This is a genomic window from Planctomicrobium stercoris (genome assembly GCF_051465655.1).
Classification (GTDB): domain Bacteria; phylum Planctomycetota; class Planctomycetia; order Planctomycetales; family Planctomycetaceae; genus Planctomicrobium.
Map to the genome: position 1 here is coordinate 1 of NZ_CP195791.1, position 18525 is coordinate 18525.

Annotated in this window: 17 protein-coding genes; 7 read left to right on the forward strand and 10 right to left on the reverse strand. The window is 57.2% G+C overall.

Going from position 1 to position 18525, the window contains the following annotated elements; genetic code table 11:
• Together dnaA and ispD are read left to right on the forward strand one after the other, a co-directional pair.
• Entirely contained in the window at positions 1-1437 is a 1437-nt protein-coding gene (gene dnaA / locus SH661x_RS00005; protein ID WP_437226760.1) for a chromosomal replication initiator protein DnaA, read from the forward strand.
• Positions 1438-1570: 133 nt separating this feature from the next.
• On the forward strand, positions 1571-2323 hold the full coding sequence (gene ispD / locus SH661x_RS00010) for a 2-C-methyl-D-erythritol 4-phosphate cytidylyltransferase (RefSeq protein ID WP_437226762.1): 753 nt from the start codon (positions 1571-1573) through the stop codon (positions 2321-2323).
• A 16-nt stretch (positions 2324-2339) separates the two neighbouring features.
• Here ispD and SH661x_RS00015 read toward each other — a convergent pair whose 3' ends face one another.
• From SH661x_RS00015 to SH661x_RS00035, 5 genes are all read right to left on the reverse strand, one after another.
• A complete protein-coding gene (locus tag SH661x_RS00015; protein ID WP_437226764.1) occupies positions 2340-3596 on the reverse strand; it encodes a HEAT repeat domain-containing protein in 1257 nt (418 codons plus the stop codon).
• 122 nt (positions 3597-3718) lie between these two features.
• On the reverse strand, positions 3719-5170 hold the full coding sequence (locus tag SH661x_RS00020) for a type I 3-dehydroquinate dehydratase (protein ID WP_437226766.1): 1452 nt from the start codon (positions 5168-5170) through the stop codon (positions 3719-3721).
• A gap of 370 nt (positions 5171-5540) precedes the next feature.
• Positions 5541-6224, reverse strand: coding sequence for an HNH endonuclease (locus SH661x_RS00025; RefSeq protein ID WP_437226768.1), 684 nt, complete (start codon positions 6222-6224; stop codon positions 5541-5543).
• 402 nt (positions 6225-6626) lie between these two features.
• Positions 6627-7595, reverse strand: a complete 969-nt coding sequence (locus tag SH661x_RS00030; protein ID WP_437226770.1) for a PP2C family protein-serine/threonine phosphatase — start codon at positions 7593-7595, stop codon at positions 6627-6629.
• A complete protein-coding gene (locus SH661x_RS00035) occupies positions 7564-8373 on the reverse strand; it encodes a serine/threonine-protein kinase (RefSeq protein WP_437226772.1) in 810 nt (269 codons plus the stop codon). The genes SH661x_RS00030 and SH661x_RS00035 overlap by 32 nt, the downstream gene beginning before the upstream one ends.
• Before the next feature lie 619 nt (positions 8374-8992).
• Between SH661x_RS00035 and SH661x_RS00040 the strand changes: the two genes are divergently transcribed.
• On the forward strand, positions 8993-10048 hold the full coding sequence (locus tag SH661x_RS00040) for a prenyltransferase/squalene oxidase repeat-containing protein (protein ID WP_437226774.1): 1056 nt from the start codon (positions 8993-8995) through the stop codon (positions 10046-10048).
• A gap of 264 nt (positions 10049-10312) precedes the next feature.
• Positions 10313-11575 carry a serine hydroxymethyltransferase gene (gene glyA / locus SH661x_RS00045; protein WP_437226776.1) on the forward strand — a complete coding sequence of 421 codons (1263 nt, stop codon included), beginning with the start codon at positions 10313-10315 and terminating at the stop codon, positions 11573-11575.
• Between the two features lie 364 nt (positions 11576-11939).
• Here glyA and SH661x_RS00050 read toward each other — a convergent pair whose 3' ends face one another.
• Together SH661x_RS00050 and SH661x_RS00055 are read right to left on the reverse strand one after the other, a co-directional pair.
• Entirely contained in the window at positions 11940-12509 is a 570-nt protein-coding gene (locus SH661x_RS00050; RefSeq protein WP_437226778.1) for a hypothetical protein, read from the reverse strand.
• Positions 12510-12619: 110 nt separating this feature from the next.
• Entirely contained in the window at positions 12620-13396 is a 777-nt protein-coding gene (locus tag SH661x_RS00055; protein ID WP_437226780.1) for an SDR family NAD(P)-dependent oxidoreductase, read from the reverse strand.
• Between the two features lie 399 nt (positions 13397-13795).
• Between SH661x_RS00055 and SH661x_RS00060 the strand changes: the two genes are divergently transcribed.
• Entirely contained in the window at positions 13796-13996 is a 201-nt protein-coding gene (locus SH661x_RS00060) for a hypothetical protein (protein ID WP_437226782.1), read from the forward strand.
• Between the two features lie 72 nt (positions 13997-14068).
• Here SH661x_RS00060 and bcp read toward each other — a convergent pair whose 3' ends face one another.
• Positions 14069-14542, reverse strand: coding sequence for a thioredoxin-dependent thiol peroxidase (gene bcp, locus SH661x_RS00065; RefSeq protein WP_437226784.1), 474 nt, complete (start codon positions 14540-14542; stop codon positions 14069-14071).
• Between the two features lie 24 nt (positions 14543-14566).
• The gene (locus tag SH661x_RS00070) at positions 14567-14851 is read right to left on the reverse strand and encodes a hypothetical protein (RefSeq protein WP_437226786.1); all 285 of its coding nucleotides are present in this window, start codon (positions 14849-14851) and stop codon (positions 14567-14569) included.
• Positions 14852-15109: 258 nt separating this feature from the next.
• Here SH661x_RS00070 and SH661x_RS00075 point away from each other — a divergent pair, with 258 nt between their 5' ends.
• On the forward strand, positions 15110-15985 hold the full coding sequence (locus tag SH661x_RS00075; RefSeq protein WP_437226789.1) for an HAD family hydrolase: 876 nt from the start codon (positions 15110-15112) through the stop codon (positions 15983-15985).
• Between the two features lie 118 nt (positions 15986-16103).
• Positions 16104-17132: a ThiF family adenylyltransferase gene (locus SH661x_RS00080; RefSeq protein ID WP_437226791.1), complete on the forward strand. Its 1029-nt coding sequence runs from the start codon at positions 16104-16106 to the stop codon at positions 17130-17132.
• A gap of 32 nt (positions 17133-17164) precedes the next feature.
• Here the strand turns inward: SH661x_RS00080 and SH661x_RS00085 are convergent, their stop codons facing one another.
• Positions 17165-18523 (reverse strand): DUF1552 domain-containing protein, encoded by a 1359-nt coding sequence (locus SH661x_RS00085; RefSeq protein ID WP_437226793.1) that lies wholly within the window; start codon positions 18521-18523, stop codon positions 17165-17167.
• Between the last annotated feature and the right edge of the window lie 2 nt (positions 18524-18525).

An 18525-nucleotide genomic window follows, 5' to 3' on the forward strand; every position in this document is an offset into this window, starting at 1 on the left:
ATGCTACCCGTGTTGTCATCAGGCGGTCATGACAATGATTCCATCCTTGAAACACTTCGCCAGACCCTGCAGAAGAGTCTCGGTCCCAGGCGATACCAGAACTGGTTCGGAGGTTCCACTCGTATGGAACTCGCCGGAGCGCAGCTGGTCCTGCACGTCCCCAGCCCCTATCTGGTCAAATGGGTGCAAAAGCAGTTCGAAGCAGAACTGCTGAAAATCGCCTCGGGCATCGTCGGTCCCGACGTCAGCATCCGCTACGAAGTCGGAAACGAAGTCACACTGACTCCGGTCGCCATCGCACCTGCTCCGGCAGTGGAAGCGACAGCTCAGCCAACGATGCAGTCCAGCTTCGCCCGTCGAACCACCGCAGGTCCAGGAACCCGCGACGTCCATGGCCGCAGCAAACGCATCTACTCCCTGAACGATTTTGTCGTAGGGGAAGCGAATGCTCTCCCCATGGCTGCCGTTCAGCAGTTCCTGACCGAGCCATCCACCGTCTCGCCCCTCTACCTGCATGGGGGAGTCGGAAACGGGAAGACACACATTCTCGAAGGAATCCGGGCACGTCTGCGAAAGGATTATCCCCAGCTGCAGGTGATGCTCCTGACCGCAGAACAGTTCGGAAACTACTTCACCCAGGCATTGGCAGGTCGCAGCCTCCCGAGCTTCCGTGCGAAGTTTCGCAGCGTTGACGTTCTGCTGGTCGACGATGTGGACTTCTTTGACGGGAAGAAAGGTTTCCAGGAAGAGTTCCTGCACACCGTCAAGCAGTTTGAACAACATGGGCGGCACATCGCCGTCACTGCGAACCGTCATCCACGACTGCTCACCCGCACTTCTGATGAACTGGTCAGCCGGTTTCTCTCCGGTCTGGTCGGCCGCATCGAAAGTCCCGACGAAAAGATGCGGATTGAAATTGTCAACCGCCATGTCGTGCGAACGAAAGCCAAGTTCACTCCCGATGCCATTGAACACGTGGCTTCCCGGTTCACCGGCAATGTGCGCGAGCTGGAAGGGGCTGTGAACGTCCTCTCCACCTGGTCACAGATGACACGCCACAAGGTCACCATCTCCTCAGCCAGACAACTGCTGGGAAGACTGGAACGCGATTGCCTGAAACTCGTCCGGGTCAGTGACGTTGAAAACGCGGTCTGCGAGTTCTTCGGAGTGGAAGCGGAGTCGCTGCGTTCCTCCTCCCGGAAGCGTTCGCTGTCACAGCCGCGCATGCTGGCAATGTATCTCTCCCGCAAGTTGACCCAGTCCGCCTACAGCGAGATCGGAACCTACTTCGGAGGTCGTAACCACAGCACGGTCATGTCAGCGGAACGCAAGATCGCTGGCCAGATCAACTCGCAGGAAACAGTCCGGGTTGCTTCGGAAAGCTGGACAATTCAGGACATCCTCCAGACACTGGAAGATCGAATCAAAGCGGGGTAACGGAGAGAAATCCGAAGCACGAATCTCGAAATCCGAAACAAATTTGAAATTCAAAAATGTATTTGAGTTTTCTGGTTTTGGATTTGTTTCGGATTTCAAGATTCGGATTTCGAATTTACAGAAGAGATGTCCGATGCCGAAATTTGCTGTCATCCTGGCTGCGGCCGGCAAAAGTTCACGCTTCGGCGACCCTCACCGCAAGAAGCCGTTCATCGATCTGAAAGGACGGCCGATCTGGGTTCGGGCCATTGAACCCTTTGCCAATCACAAAGATGTCGTGCAGTCCCTGGTGGTAGTCTCGCCGGAGGACATGGACTGGTTCAAGGAGAAGTTCCGTCCCAACCTGGCGTTCATGAACGTCGATCTGATTGCCGGTGGGAAGGAACGGGCCGACTCTGTTCAGAACGCACTGGCCCACGTGAAGTCAGATGTCGACTTTGTCGCTGTCCATGATGCCGCCCGCCCCCTCATCACAAAAGAATGGATCGACGCTGTATTCGCTGCAGCCGTTCAGAGCGGAGCAGCGATCCCCGCTTCCCCCATCTCCAGCACGGTCAAACGTGTCAGCAGCGGATCGATCATCGAAACAGTCCCGCGTGAACAGCTCTGGGGTGCACAGACCCCGCAGGTGTTTGATCGCAAGATCCTGCTGGAGGCTTATGCAAAGCGGGATGGCTTCGTCGCGACTGATGAAGCACAGCTGGTCGAGCGAATTGGCCAGAGGGTTTCCGTCGTTGAGTGCTCTCCGCTGAACCTGAAGATCACGACTCAGGAAGATTTCCGCATGGCGGAAGTTCTGCTGAACGCACTGCCGCAGGGAAAGTCTCTGAAGTCACTGCATCCGTTCGCTGCGGACAACCCGCATCATTTCCTGGGAGATGAGTAACGAAGTCAGGCGGGCATCAACTCTTCTGCAGCGCCCACCAGAAGTGCCAGTCCCGTTCATTGAAACCCAGATTGTTGCCGGTCATTTTCTCCAGGGCACTGAGCACCGGCAGATTCTTGAACTCACGTGTGACGGTCACCTTCTTCATCGCCACAGGGACATTGTTCGGAACCACTGTCGCTCCATAGGGAAGCTGACCGGTCCTCGCAGCAATTTCGACCCCCGGCGGAAGTGTTCCAGAAAGTGGACCGATCGCCCCGCCGTTGGAGAACGTGATTCCCTGATTCGCTGGGACCTGAATCTGAACCGGATGACGTGTGACGAGGGCATCAATGAGAGCGGGAACCGCGCGGAGGTCCCCAATTTCCCCAAGTGCTTCGGCTGCATGACAGAGTACCGTGTTCGATTTATGCCGTAATGCAGCGATCAGAGCGGGAACAGCGGCAGCGTGTCGCGCGGGAGTCAGGCCTCGCAGGGCAGCCCCCCGCACGAAATGACTGCCGTCCATCAAAATACGGTCCACGAGTGGCGGAACAGAACGGGGACCTTCCATTTTGGAAATGATGTCGACGAACAGGAGCCGCACATCCTCCTGAGGATGCTGCCCCAGATGTTTGTTCAGCGCTGCAATTGCGTCGGGGTCTTCAATTTTCTTCAGTTCTGCCAGTCCGTTGGCAGATCGCTGAGCGTCGTTCCCGGTCAGCCACATCAGCCAGACGCGAACTTTCGGCATCCAGGCAAGTTCTGCTTCCTGTTGACTGGCGTTGGCGAGTTTGAGTTCCAGTTCCTGCCGGGTCACCCATCGTCCGTTGTGCCGCAGATAACCTCGTTCTGCCATCTCATCTTCGCGGGTCATCCACCGTCCGAGATGCCGCACGTAACCCAGAATCTTCCGCGCCGCTTCGTGATCGGGATCAATGTCGAGAAGTTCTTCGAGCTGTTCTTTTCGTTCATCCAGCAGATTTTGTGTCCGGCACCATTCAGCCAGTTCCCACTTGGCCTCAGCGGTCTGAGGAATCTGCCGCGAGCGTGTGATGTATTCCTCCATCAGCGGGCTGCGACGTTCGACGAAATCGATCTCTTCCCGATCGATCGTGATGCGTGTCCCGGACTGAGTCTGAACAGAAGTGGATGCCTCCTGAGAACCGCTTCCGAGAATCTCGCCCCGGACTTCGCCCCCTTCGCGCAGGCGGACCACATCCGCGTACGCCATGCCCGTCAGCGCCAGGCAGGCGCAGAGAATTTTCCAGGAGTGATCGTATTCCGCAGACATCGTGGATTGACCGGATTTCAGCTGCCCATCGTCCTTAGATCATACGGCAGGCAGCAGAACCGACTCAATTCGAAAGCGGTGAAAGTCGAACGATTTCGACGAAGGCACCAGGATTTCCGATTTCACTCCTGTGCCATCCCTTTGGCGAGTGCAGCTTCCGGCAGATCCTTACCGGTAATCGCCTTGAACTGACCGGCGATCTGCTGCTGATAGGTGCTGAAGCTGTCAATCACCCGACATCCCCGGTCGCGGGCCTCTCCCATCAACGACGATTCGATGGGGAGGTTACCGACGTCCAGGACGGTCATCGTCGGACGAAACAACGACGGATTGACCTGTCCGTGCCTCGTCCCCGAAGTGACGCGGGCATCCGCGACAACGACAATATCAGCCAGAGTTTCATACAGATTGTGAAACGGAACGTAGCGACACTTGCACTCGCCAGCCATCTGCTGGGCCGCTTTATCATCAGCTCCACACAGACTCACCAGCCCTTGCCGCTGGCTGATGGCATGAACCATGGAATGGGCAATCCCCCCATTCCCGATGACGAGCGTATTCTGATTGGCCAGCGAACGCGAACGCGTTGCCAACTCTGCTTCCAAGGCCTTCAGCCCCGAGCGCCAGAGAGTGTTGTACCCGTACCAGCCGTCATCCCGTTTCAACAGCAGGTTCAAATAGCCGCTGCGGGCATCGTGTGCATCGACATGCTCGGCCAGCTGCATGAGGGCACTCCCTTGCAGTCCCTGCACGAGAATCGCTCTGACCCGCAGGACGTCCAGCATCTTCTTCAGGTGCTTGAACTCTCCCACTTCAATCGGCAGGCAGCGGACATTCAGATCGAGTTCCTGGAACCCGGCATTCAGCACGCGAGTCGTGATGACTTGGGATGGTCCGAAACCAGCCACAGCAACAAAGGCGGTCTTGGAATTGATTTCGTGACAGTGATACGTCTCCGTCAGTTCAAAGACGGTCGCCTGTCCGGGATGTGCTTCCATTCCCTGTTCCAGAGCAGCATAGATCCACGGTGATCCGTACTTCGCTCCGAGCAGAGAAAAGGTGAGTTCCGGCCGCCCCAACCCCATTCCCACGACCGGGACCATTCGTTTCTGGCTGACCGCAGCCAACAGCGGCCAGGCTGCGTCCAACGTCGGAGTCGGCCAAGTGAATTTGACGATATCCGCTTTGGCGTTGGTCGCTTCATCGAAGATGGCATCGACATCCGTTTCCGGTCGATCAAGCCGGGTGAAACTGATGACCCGCTGTGTCTTGCCGAACCGTGGAATACTGTTGGCGATGTCCAGATCCAGTTCGACATAAGCCGGCCCCGCGACAATGGCCTGCCGCAACAGCATCATCCGCTCTTCTTCGGTCCCCTGCCATTTCCCGCCATCCTGAGGGCGACGGCACGAGATGATCATCGGCTTGTCGATCGCCGAAATCAGATCTTTGACATCCGGCTCCTTATGGAAATGATCGAGACACAGCTCGACAATGTCCCCCTGACGGGCAGCGTTTAATAAGTCGGCTTTCGCAAGCGTCCGTGAATTGGGGGTGACCGTGACGCAGATCATGTGGCGGAATCCCGGAGAGATGCGTGAACGAGGAGATTCAAGAAGGTGAAATCATACCTCATGTTCCAGAGCTTGTCGCCGCGCGCCAATCACTTAAGGCCGTCAGCGAAGGACGCTGGTCTCCCAAACCACAAAATGAGTAACCACGGAAGAGACGGAATTCACGGAAAGGGTTCAGAGACTCAACCGCGAATCAAGCGAATAGAGCGAATGAATTCCCAACAGTTCAGAGCCCTGCTTCTGCTTAAGAAAACTGGTGCGATCCAGTCGGCTCTTCAATGATTCGCTAAATTCGTTTGATTCGCGGTTCTTGTCTTCTTTCCGTGAATTCCGTCTCTTCCGTGGTTCAAAATTCCCGGATCCGGGGCGGTCACTCCGTCATCTGTGGAACGAAGTTTCGCCAGCATTCGTATTTGCTCAGCGAGAGCTGTCGGCTCAGCAGCGGGCTCCGTTTCGGCTTGAGCGGTTTCTGCAGCAGCTTCATTCCAGCTTCTGCAGGAGTCCGGCCCCCTTTATCGACGTTGCATTTGAGACAGGCGCAGACGATGTTCTCCCAGGTATCGGCCCCTCCCCGGCTCTTAGGCAGCACGTGGTCGAGACTCAAACGCGGAGTACTGAATCGCTTGCCGCAATACTGACACCGGTGTCCATCCCGCAGGAAGATATTCCGACGGTTGAATTTGACGGTGTTCCGGGGAACCCGTTCATAGGTCAGCAGCCGAATCACGCGCGGCGCCTGAATATCGAAGTTCACCGAGCGAACCCAGTCTTCGTACTCGTAGCGTTCGCCCATCTCGGTTTTGAGCTGGCAGAGTTCACGCCATGCAGCGAAGTCGTAGGCGCTGTAATGGCCCCCTTCGACATGGATGATTTCCGCCAGATCCTTAACCAGCAGACAGAACGCGCGACGGACGGTGATCACCTGAACCGCGAGAAAATTGCGGTTGAGTGCCAAGACGTTCGCCTCAAGCGCGGACGATGAGGATCGCCTGTGCGGAATAGGCTCTTCGAGGGCCGAAGAGTCTGGAACGGGAAACTGCGCAACGGAAACCATGCACGCTCCTGAACCACCAATTTGCTCTTCCGTCCAAGCCACGCTGAGCACTCAGCGACACTCTCCGGAAAGGCAGCATCTTCGATGTTCGGAAAATTCTAGTAGTCGGGACGAATCCTGACAATATTTCCGGTTATGAAGTTCGGGGGGAGCCGGCCAGAAGAAGGATTTGAACCACGGAAGAGACGGAAATCACGGAAACCAGAAAAGAAAAAGAACCGCGAATCTCGCGAATCGAGCGAATGAATTGAAGACAGTCTGGGATCAAACCCAACGACGCGGGGATGATCAGCTTCACTCTGTCAGTCGACCGATTCGCTAAATTCGTTAGATTCGCGGTTCCCTTTTTGGCTTTTATTTCCGTAACTTCCGTGCCTTCCGTGATTCAAATCCTTTTTGGGCTCAGTCCGCTGAGCCCGTCCTGCGGTAGGCCAGAATTGAGAGGTCATCCGGCTTGGAGGGGTGGTCCAGGCTGGGGACCAGCATGCGGTCGCGAGCCAGTTCCCCCAGCGATTTCACGCAGTCCGCCAGCTTCCCTTTCCGCACGCAGTCGACAATCTCTCCCTGCATCAGGTTGTCGAACAGTCCGTCCGACGCCAGCAGCACGGTATCTCGCGGCGAAAGAGTGACCCACGGCCCGAGTTCCACCGACATCTGGTCGCTCCCGATCACATTGGAGACCAGGTGACGATCGGGATGGAACAGGGCCTCTTCCTGAGTCAGCATCCCCGATTCGACTGCATATCCAATCGGAGAATGGGAAATGCTCGAGAACTTCAGACGCCCGCGCTGACTGACGATCAGGATCTCCGAATCCCCCACATGGTAGCTGCGAACGCGGTTGCCGTTCACCTCCACCAGTGCGAGGGTGGTTGCGGATCCGACTCGCGAGCGAAGCAGCCGCTGGTTGACCCGTTCAATTTCGTTCAGAATCCAGTCCCGATGATCCTGTCCGACCTCGTCTCCCTTCGGGGCCTGTGTCGGGACCGGGACGACTCCGCTGATGGTCATCGCGGTGCCTGGATCGGGCGAGGTGATCCGTTTGGCTCCCCGGTTCAGCAGGGTCTTGACCAGATGGGACGCACGCCGCCCCCCTCGATGTCCTCCCAGTCCGTCAGCCACCATGAGGAGTCCCTGCTGGGAGTTCAGCGGGAAGACGCCCACTGCATCTTCGTTGGCGGTCAGTTTTCCGGGGGACTTACAGGTCAGCCAGGCGGCATTGCCGGGCCCGACTCTCGACTGGCTGACAGCGGGCAGTGGTTCGACTGAAGGAAGCAAAGGAAAAGGGACTGACGTGACCTCTTCCCTGTCCCGTTTCCCCTCATCCGGTTTCCCCGCATCAGGCAGATCGAATGCGGCGGCGTTCGGCATGGTTCAAAACCCTCGGCTTCAATCTCAGGAAGGCGTTCCGCATCTGCTCCGCATCTCGAAAACGCCGTCGAGGATCAGCATCGATCGCCTTCTGCAGAAATGCAATGAAATCCGGGTGCATTCGTGTCCGTAACTTCCGAATTCCCGGAGGGGGCCAGCTATACGGCCATGCCGGCCATTCGCCCGAGAACATCCGGTAGATGATCAATCCAGCGGAAAAAACGTCGGATCGCTGGGAGGGCTTGCCCATCGCCTGCTCCGGAGCCATGTAACCGATGGTCCCGGTCCCCGAGCCTTCAATGGTCTTCTGAGCAAACTTGGCGATCCCGAAATCGGCCAGTCTCAGCCGGTCTCCGGCAAAGAGCACCATATTCTCGGGCTTTACGTCACAGTGAATGATTCGTTGCTGATGAGCGTACGCCAGCGCTTCGAGCATCTGTTCCGCGAAGTACATCGCCGACCGCAGCGAAAGGCGGCGGGAAAGCCGGTCGGAAAGTGTCCGCACCCCCAGCGGGAAGGTGATGACGAAGTATTCCTCGATGACCGAGGCATCCTTCAGCGGCAGAATATTCGGGTGTTCGAGCCGGGCAGCCAGACGAACTTCGTGCCGGAAGAGCTTCAGCGAATCTTCGCTCGGCTTGGGCCCGCGAGGAATTTTCAGGGCGACATGCACCCCTTCGATGGTGTCAAAAGCCTGATAGACAGTCGCGAAGCCCCCTTCGCTCAGGCGCTTCTCGATGCGGTATTTACCCAGCTTTTGACGTGCTCGAAGTGACAAACCCGCGCCGCCCTTCATCCCGGATTGACAGTGGAACGATACCTCGAAAACAGCTGGAAGCACTGGAAATGGAAGAAGATTCTCCCAGTTTCAGCCCGCCCTGAAATGCCCGCATCCAGACGAGCGCACAGGGACAGTTGCTAACATCGGCAAAGCCCCTGCAAACGGCCATCCGAACTCCGACTGCCTGCAGACTCAACCAGACCGGCACATCTCCACATGCGGCCGCCAGCCAAGGGAGCAGAGCCCGTCCGCCAGCATGGGACGATGAAACTGAGCAGAAGGGAACACAGATGCTGCCCGGTGCCGTTTTCCTCATGCCGGAATCGACGATCTCCGCAGGCTCCCTCCATCCTCGTCGATGCCTATTCTTGGAACCGGAGTGACAGAAAGGAAGAGGCTTCCAACCACAATTTTCATCCTCAAAACCGGGCTTGGCCTCAATCGTTGTCGATCATCGTGCCGAAATCCGGTCGGACTTCCGCGCCCGCGAGAGAATCCGCAAGGAATCCTCTCAATTTTCCCTCCCGGGCGTGTAGAATGGGCGCTCCCCGCCACCTCCCTGCGGCAGTCGTCCGTCCGGGATCGACGGAGACGAACACAGAAAGAGATCCCGGAAATGCTGTCGTTCTCACCTGTTTCCCGCCGACTGCTGTGCAGCCTCATCGTCATCGGGATGATCGGCGGAACGGCCGTGAGCGCCGTGCAGGGGGCGGAGAAAGACCCGCAGTCGGACCGGGCCGCCAGCCGGGCACTGGAATTCCTCGCCCGGGAACAGCGTCGACAAGGGTATTGGGAAGCCAACAGCGGGCAGTACCGGGTCGCCATGACAGCCTTGTGCGGAATCGCACTTCTGACAGAAGGCTCGACGACGACGCGGGGCAAGTACGCCCGGAATGTCAGCCGCGCGGTCGACTTCCTTCTCGACACCGCCCAGCCGGGGGGGCTCATCGGCTACGCGGACGACTACCACTACACGTACGGACACGGGTTTTCGATGCTATTTCTCTCCGAAGTCTATGGAGAGGAAGAGGATGAAGAGCGTCGCCGGCAGATCAAAACGGTTCTTGAAAAGGCGGTTCGCTTCAGTGCGGAAGCCCAGACCACCAAAGGGGGCTGGGGATACGTCTCAGCCCGCGACGGAAATGACTTCGACGAGGGGTCAACCTGTGTGACGCAGGTGCAGGGGCTGCGGGCCTGTCGAAACGCTGGAATCCCAGTTCCGCGAGAGATCATCGACCGGGCAAAGCAGTACATTCACGAATGCCTTTCGCCCGAGGGGGGAGTGCAGTACAGCATTCGCGGAGGAGGAGCGCGGGCTCCGATCACAGCTGCAGCGGTCGCGAGCATGTTCAGCGCCGGGGATTACGGCGAATCCGACGACGTCCGTCGCATGCTCGATTACTGCAAAAGCAACATCTGGCCGCAGGGGGGCGCCATCAAAGCCAACGGCTTCGGACACTGGCATTACCTGCACTACTACTACGCCCAGGTGATGTACCGCGACGAGGAACTCTGGCCGAAGTATTACAATGAACTCAAACAGGTTCTGCTCGCCACGCAGTCCGCGGACGGAAGCTGGCAGGATGCCCAGGTCGGCAACGTCTACGTCACCGCCATCAATCTGACGATTCTCCAGCTGGAAAAAGGCTATCTGCCCAGCTACCAGCGATAACTTCCAGGATTTGTCCTTCCGAAAGGATGAAGATGTCTTCGCCAGCTGCGTCACGGCAGGCGACGTCGAAGCCGGAAAATATCGAAAAATGAGGGCCGATCCTTCACAAATTCCGTCTGCACCTGCACAGCTGTCTGACGAAAATTCTCCGTCCCTTCGTGTCTCCGTGGTGAAATCTTTACTATAAAAGAAGATCCAATACCCAGGCTCGGACTCGTGAACATCTCCATTGAGTCCCAGGAATTTATCGACCAGGAAAGTGTTATGTCGGCTGCTCAGGTGTCTCCCAATCTTCAAGCTGCGGATCCGGATCTCTGGAACGCCATTCAGCAGGAACGTGGCCGTCAGGTCGATGGCCTCGAGCTGATCGCCTCCGAGAACTACACAAGCGCCGCGATCCAGCAGGCTGCCGGCACGATCCTGACCAACAAATACGCGGAAGGCTACCCGGGGCGTCGCTACTACGGCGGATGCGAGTACGTCGACGTGGTGGAAACACTGGCACGCGACCGGGTCTGTCAGCTCTTCGGTGCTGATCACGCCAACGTCCAGCCTCACGCCGGCTCGCAGGCGAACATGGCTGTGTACATGTCGGTGCTGAAGCCGGGCGACACCATTCTCGCAATGAATCTCGCACACGGGGGTCACCTCACGCACGGGATGCACCTGAACTTCTCCGGACAGCTCTACAACGTCATCCCCTACGGCGTTCGGGAAAGCGACCATCGGATCGACTTCGATCAGGTCGCCAAACTCGCCCGCGAACACAAGCCGAAGATGATCGTCGCGGGAGCCAGCGCTTACCCTCGCGAAATCGATCACCCGAAGTTCGCTGAAATCGCCAAGGAAGTGGGAGCCTACCTGTTCGTCGACATGGCTCACTACGCCGGACTGGTGGCTGGGGGAGTGCACAACAACCCAGTCAAGGTCGCGGACTTCGTCTCTTCCACCTCACACAAGACGCTGCGTGGTCCTCGCTCGGGCTTCGTGCTGTGCAAGGAAGAACACGCCAAGGCTCTGGACAAGACCGTGTTCCCGGGACTGCAGGGGGGGCCGCTGATGCACATCGTCGCTGCCAAAGCCGTCTGCTTCCATGAAGCACTTCAGCCTTCCTTCAAGGCGTATGCCCAGCAGGTGGTGGCAAACGCCAAGACCCTTTCTGAAGTTCTGATGGCGGGTGGAATCCGGCTCGCCAGCGGTGGAACGGATAACCACCTGATGCTGTGCGATATGACTGCCATCGGCCTTTCCGGAAAGATCGGCGAAGAAGCCCTGGATCATGCTGGGATCACCGTCAACAAAAACATGATCCCCTTTGACCAGCGGAAGCCGCTCGACCCCAGCGGAGTCCGCATCGGGACTGCTGCTCTCACGACTCGCGGGATGAAGCAGGATGAAATGAAGAAGGTGGGCGCCTGGATTCTGGAAGTGCTCAAGTCACCTGAAGACAAAGCGGTCGCTGCCCGCGTGCGGGGAGAGATCGCTGAGTTCGCCCGGAACTACCCGGTTCCCGGAATTGAATCGTAGGCCGCTGATTGAAGGCGCAACAGAGCTTGAACCACGGAAGGGCACGGAACTCACGGAAAGAATTAAGACAGGAGAGAACCGCGAATCGCGCGAATGAGGCGAATGGATTGAAGACAGGGATCGACCTGTGATGGGTTGATTCTTCTCTTCAGTGTCGGTCAGCAGTGGAATGAATACGCCAAAGTCATTCGATTCGGGGTTCCCCAAGTCCTTGTAATCTCTTCCGTGAATTCCGTGCCTTCCGTGGTTCTCTTAACTTTGAACATTGAGAACAACCCTTGCGATACAAAAAGAGCCACACACTCACGAGTGCGTGGCTCTGACTTTTTCTCAGGACCTGTCGGTCAGTTCTGCTTGCGACGAACTACTTCGCCGGAGCAGCTTCTTTGTGCTCGTGATCGTGATCATGGCCATGATCGTGGTCATGAGAGATCTTGCCGGTCGATTCCTTGCCGGCGATGATCAGAACAACTTCGCCCTGCAGGTCTTCGATGTCGATGATTTCGACAGGAATCAGTTCAGCGGCAGCAGTGAAGCGGCTGGTCTTGCCGTCAGTTTCCCCGTCCTGCGGAGCCGCTGTCAGAGCGATCTCTTTCTTCTCATTCCCCACCTGAGCGTGCAGCTTGGCTGATGCATCTGCCACTGGCACCGCAGTCGCTGCGTCGTCGCCGAGGATGTAGACGGTCACGTTGCGACCATCATCCATGACCACTTCGCCGTGGAAGTCCCCCAGCTCGATGATGTGGCCGCCGTGCGGGCCGGCGTCGTGGTGATGATCGTCCGGATGGGTGTTGGTCACGTCATCCTTGGCCCCCATTTCGCGATACCCGTCTCCCTTGGGAGGGCATCCCATCATGAGCGGCAATGCACAGGCCCCGATCAGTAGAGCTGACCGCGCCTGAATGCATCCCAACTGAAATCGTCCTGTGATCATGATTGCGCTTTCTGTCTGGAAGTGAGTTGATTTGACCGTTTGATCAAAGCTGAACGGCACAGCGTCCCTTGAATGCGTTCCGATGAAATCGCGCATTCAAGGCATCTGGCTTATTGCATCCCCTCATCGCGATTCGACCACCAGGGCAGGGAGATTCCTCCGTCCATGAGCAGAGTGCTTCCGGTCATATAGTCACAGACATCACTCATGACGAAGTTCACGAGCCGGCCAATTTCGTCCGGCTGCCCCATGCGCTGCCAGGGGATCGACTTCGCTGCCTCTTTGAGTTGCTCATCGGTGAAGAACTTGCGTTCTCCCGGTGTGTCGATCCAGCCTGGGTGAATGACGTTCACACGGATCCGGTAGCGGGCGAGTTCGATGGCAGCTGTGCGGGCCATGTGATCGATCGCGGCTTTGGCCATATTGTACGCCATGGCCGTGGGGATCGGGATGACCGCGTGCGGCGAACTGACGACCGCAATGGATCCCCCGTGTCCCTGCTCGACGAGCTGCTTGGAGACCGCTCGCACCGCGTAGAAACCACCCCACATGCTGACGTCGATCGTCCGACGGAATCCCGCCATATCAGCGTTGATCATCCGTTCCCGGTCGCTGTAGGCGGCGTTCGAGACCAGACCGTCAATCCCCCCCCATTCAGCGACGACCTTTTGAACCATGCCGTCGACATCTTCCTGATTGGAAACGTCTCCCTGCACCAGGATTGCCCGCTGTCCCAGCGCGCGGATTTCATTCGCAACTTCCTCTGCTTCTTCGGGATGCGAACGGTAGTTCACAGCGACATCTGAGCCCCCGCGGGCCAGCTGAACGGCACATCCCCGACCAATTCCACGAGAAGCTCCAGTTACGAGAATTCGCTTGCTAGCCATAAGATCGACACGTTTCCAATTTCTGCCAGCGGATGGCTCCCATGCGAGTGAATCCACTCAAAACATGTCGTCCGTAGTCGCGTGGCGGTTGTTATGAAAAAGGGAATGACAGAACTTCGACGACTCTAAGTCGCCAGAATACCACATCCATGGGCTCCTCCCAACGGAGCGGACATTACGGGGAAAGGCCCTACTTCAAGATCAGACGTTTCCACCTGAGAGAGGGACAAAGAACAAAGTGCCGCCTGCTGATGCGTATTTCTACTCATCCTGATTCAAACTGTTCCCGAGTTTGAGAACTGTTCTCAACTGTCTCGGCAGGAAGAGAATTCCTCTATGTCACCGCTGCATTGCGTTCTAAGATGAGATTCTGGTCCGGCACATCAAGGAAACGATCTAATGCCTGCGAGAAGAAACGCGATTCAGAAGCAGCCCTCCATTTTGAAACTGCAATCGCGATCCAGCGAACTGGCAAGACTGCAGAAAGACATGGTCGGACTGGAGAGGCTCCACGCTCTGCAACTGACCTTGATGCAGGAAATCCGACGGCAGATCGAAGATCTGGTTACCGCTGAGGAGTTGAAAGGCTTCCTGGAGTAATCGCAGAAGGTCAACAGACCGGCGCTTCGTTCTGCCTCCGCTGGAGGAGTCGCAGTTCTGGACAGCCTTCTGTCAGATTTCCAGAATTTTCGCAGCAACTTCATCGACATGGCCTTTGACCTTCACTGAAGGCCAGACCGCCTTGATCTTTCCGTCTTTCCCGATCAGAAACGTGGTCCGGTGAATCCCCATGTAGGTCTTCCCGTAGTTCTTCTTCTCCGCCCAGACTCCATATTTCTCCGCGACAGCGTGATCGACATCCGCCAGCAGCGGAAACGGCAGTGAAAACTTGTCCGCGAACTTCTGGTGCGATTCCACTTTGTCGGGACTGATCCCCAGAACGACCGTGTCCTGATCCTGAATCCGGGCGATGTTGTCCCGAAAGTCACAGGCTTCCTGCGTACAGCCGGGAGTGTTATCCCGCGGATAGAAGTACAGGACGACATTCTTCTTGCCGGCAAACTCGCTCAGTTTCACAGTTCCGCCCGACGAGGAAGGAAGTGAAAACGCGGGAGCCTTCTTGCCTACAGCCGGGATGTCAGTCATTGCTTGGAACCTTTCCGAGAGGGATCATTTGGCCTCCCGCGAGTGATTGTCATGGAGTCGGTTGCGAGTCGCCTTCTCTTGTTTCAGCGACTTCCACGCAACATAGATTGCCGCGGAAATCGAAAAGACGCTGGCGATAAGGCCATGTTCCCAACTGTCAGGCGGGAATGGTAACAGCAGTAAAAACAGGACATCAAAAAATGTCAAAGCAAACAAAAAATAGGCAACGGCTTTCAATGCCGTTTGAAGTTTTTCAAAAAGAGGACGATTGAAAATCACTCGATCACTGGACCTGAAAAATTCTACCATGATCGACCCGAGCACGGAGAGTCGCTAGCAGCCCTGCCCTCTGCCCTCTGCCCTCTGCCCTCTGCCCTCTGCCCTCTGGACTCTGGACTCTGGACTCTGGACTCTGGACTCTGGACTCTGGACTCTGGACTCTCCGACGAGCGGCCGGCACCGGACGGGTGGCTTGGAAGTCCTGTTCGCTTGCAATATTCTCTACGATTCCCGCGAAGCCATCTCGCGTCGGCGAATGTTTGCACTAAGTATTTCAAAGGACTTCACGTGTCTCAACTCGGCCTCGATCACTTCTCAAAAAAACATGACTTTCTGATCGGCATCGACTCCGACGGCTGCGCATTCGATTCCATGGAGATCAAGCACAAAGAATGCTTCATCCCCAACTTTATCAAGTACATGCACCTGCAGCCGATCTCCAAGTACGCCCGCGAAGCTGCCGAGTTCACCAACCTGTACTCCAAGACACGCGGAGCCAATCGCTTCCCGGCATACCTGCTCGCCCTGGACCTGCTCGAAAAGCGAGAGGAAGTCATTGCCCGCGGCGTTAAGCTGCCCAAGTTGCAAGGCCTGCGGGACTGGGTCAAACGCGAAACCAAGCTCGGCACCAAGACGCTTGGACCGGAAGCTGAGAAGACGGGCGATCCGGACCTGAAGCAGGCCTATGCCTGGTCCAAGGCGGTCGACGACAGCGTTGCCGACCTTGTTCATGACGTCCCTCCCTTCCCCGGCGTGCGTGAAGGGCTCGAGAAGATGAAGGCCAAGGCCGACCTCATCGTCTGCTCAGCCACTCCCAATGCAGCTCTTCAAAAGGAATGGCAGGAGCACAGCATCGACCAGTATGTGCAGTGCATCTGCGGTCAGGAATCGGGCAGCAAGAAGGAATCGCTCACTGCCTGCAAGAACATGGGTTACGAGCCTCACAAGATGCTCATGATCGGTGATGCCCCTGGAGATCAGGCCGCCGCTGAAGCAGTCGGCGCTCTGTTCTATCCGATCAATCCCGGACATGAAGAAAAGAGCTGGGAACGCTTCAACGCAGAAGCTTGCGACAAATTCTTCGCAGGAACCTTTGCTGGAGACTACCAGAAGAAACTGATTCAGGAGTTTGAGAAGTACCTGCCGGAACATCCGAGCTGGTAAGAATTGAATTCGGCGAGCGGGGGGCATCAGCCCCCCGATTGTTTTGTGCACGCCATTGAGTCTTGATCGGGAGACGAACGTCTCCTGCTCGCACGCTTCAAAATCGCGAGTCTTTCATTTGGACCGTTACCGCAAACAGACGTTGTTCTCCGGAATCGGCGAGTCCGGTCAGCAGCGTCTCCGTGGCAGCCGGGTGACGTTGGTCGGCTGCGGAGCACTTGGATCGGTGATCGCGGAGTCGCTGGTCCGTGCGGGAGTCGGTTTCCTGCGAATCGTCGACCGCGATTTCGTCGACCTCTCCAACCTGCAGCGGCAGGTCCTCTACGATGAACAGGATGTCGCTGACCGGCTTCCCAAGTCGATCGCAGCCGCTGAGAAACTTCGCCGCATCAACAGTGAAGTCACCATTGAGCCCCATGTGGGTGACGTCACCCATGCCAACATCCTCGAGTTGATCCGCGATGCCGATGTCATCATGGATGGCACCGACAATTTCGAAACCCGATTCCTGATCAATGACGCTGCTGTCGAAACGGGAACCCCCTGGGTCCACGCTGGATGCGTCGGAAGCCAGGGTCAGGTGATGAGCATCATCCCTGGCCAGACCCCCTGCTTCCGCTGCCTGATGCCCGACATCCCCGGCCCGGGTACGAGCGAAACGTGCGATACCGCCGGCGTGCTGGGGTCTGCCGTGCAGATCGTGGCATCAATCCAGGTCGTCGATGCCCTGAAGATTCTCACTGGGCAGCAGCACCTGATTCAACCTGTGCTGACCATTGTGGATGTCTGGGATCACACCTGGAGACAGTTGAATCTGGAGAGTCTGCTGAGCCAGCGAAACTGCCCGTGCTGCCAGGGGACAGAGAGAACCTGGCTGGCGGGGGCTTCCGGAACCCAGACCAGCGTGATGTGCGGACGGAACTCGGTCCAGATTTCACCCGTTGCAGGTTCGCAGCTTGTGCTCGCACAGCTGAAGTCCCGCCTGGAAGGTTCAGGGACAGTTCGAATGAATCCGTTCCTGCTCGTCTTCCAGCCAGCGGGTTGGGAGGGTGAACTGACGATCTTCAGCGACGGCCGCTGCATCGTGACTGGGACCGAAGATGTCAACCAGGCCAAGACCCTGTACGCCCGCTACGTCGGCCTGTGAGACGTTTGCGAGGGAAGAGCTGAGAGTCCAGACTACACCAGCCCTTCCAGCGTTCCGGAGCTGTCACCGAAGCTGGTCGCGGGAATGTCCATCTGCTGCAGCATGTTCACGTACAGGTTGCACAGCGGAGTGTCGACAGGCGGAGCGAGATGTTGGCCGGTCTTCAGCGTGCCGTTTCCTTTTCCACCCAGGATGATCGGCAGGTTACGGGGATCGTGGGAGTTTCCGTCGGAGAAGCCGCAGCCCAGCAGAATCATGGAGTGATCCAGCAAGGTCCCTTCCCCTTCCTGAATGCCTCGCATCTGTTCCAGCATGTTCGCGAACTGCTGGACATGCCAGCGGTTGATACGGCGATACTGTTCGATCTTCTCTTCCTTTCCTTCGTGATGGGACATCTCGTGATGTGACCCCTTCACGCCATCGACGAACGAGAAATTCCGGCCGGAAACATCATTGGCGAACATGAACGTACTGACGCGGGTTGAATCCGACCAGAACGCCAGCACCATCAGGTCCAGCATCAATTTCACATGGGCCTCATAGTCGCCCGGGATGCCTTGCGGGACGTTGGCATAGGCACTCTCCGGGACGTTCGGTGTCCATTCACGGGCATCGGTCTTCTGGAAGAATTCGACCTGACGTTCGACGGCGCGGACCGAGTCCAGATATTCATCCAGCTTGAACTGGTCGTCGCGGCCAAGTGTCCTGCGTAGGTCATTTGCATCCTGCATCGCCAGATCCAGGAGCTTGCGGCGATCCTCGGACGACGACGATGCGGCCCCTTTCTGAGTACCGGAATTCCGCAGCCCGAAGAGACGTTCGTAAACCAGACGCGGGTTGATTTCTTTGGCCACAGGACGATTGGCTGTCTGCCAGGAAATGTTCGAACCGTAAAGCCGCGTGAAGCCGACGTTACTGTCGATCCCGGAAATGACCGGATCAATCCCCAGTTCAAGAGATGGCAGCGGAGTTTGATTTCCGACATGCTGTGCCATCAGCTGGTCCAGCGAAATTCCCCCTGTGCTGATGTTCTTGCCGGTTGTTTTCTCAACCACGAGTCCAGTGAGGAAGTTCGCCGTCTTGGCGTAGTGGCCGTCACCTTGATGGCTGTGTCGTTTATCGAGATGCGAGACGACGACGATGGAATCCTTCACCGGAGCGAGCGGTTCCAGCGAGAACGGCAGCGTGAATTCAGTTCCCGTTTCTTTGGGAATCCAGGAGTCCCGCCAGACACCGTTCGGGAAGAACAGGCATCCCATGCGAACAGGAGGGCGACCGGTGGTGGCTGCTCTCACCGACCTTGGAAGCAGGGAGTGCAGAAATGGAAGGGACAACGCAATCCCGGTCCCGCGAAGGAAACCGCGTCGGGTGAAGTCGGCCGGCCTGTTCATGG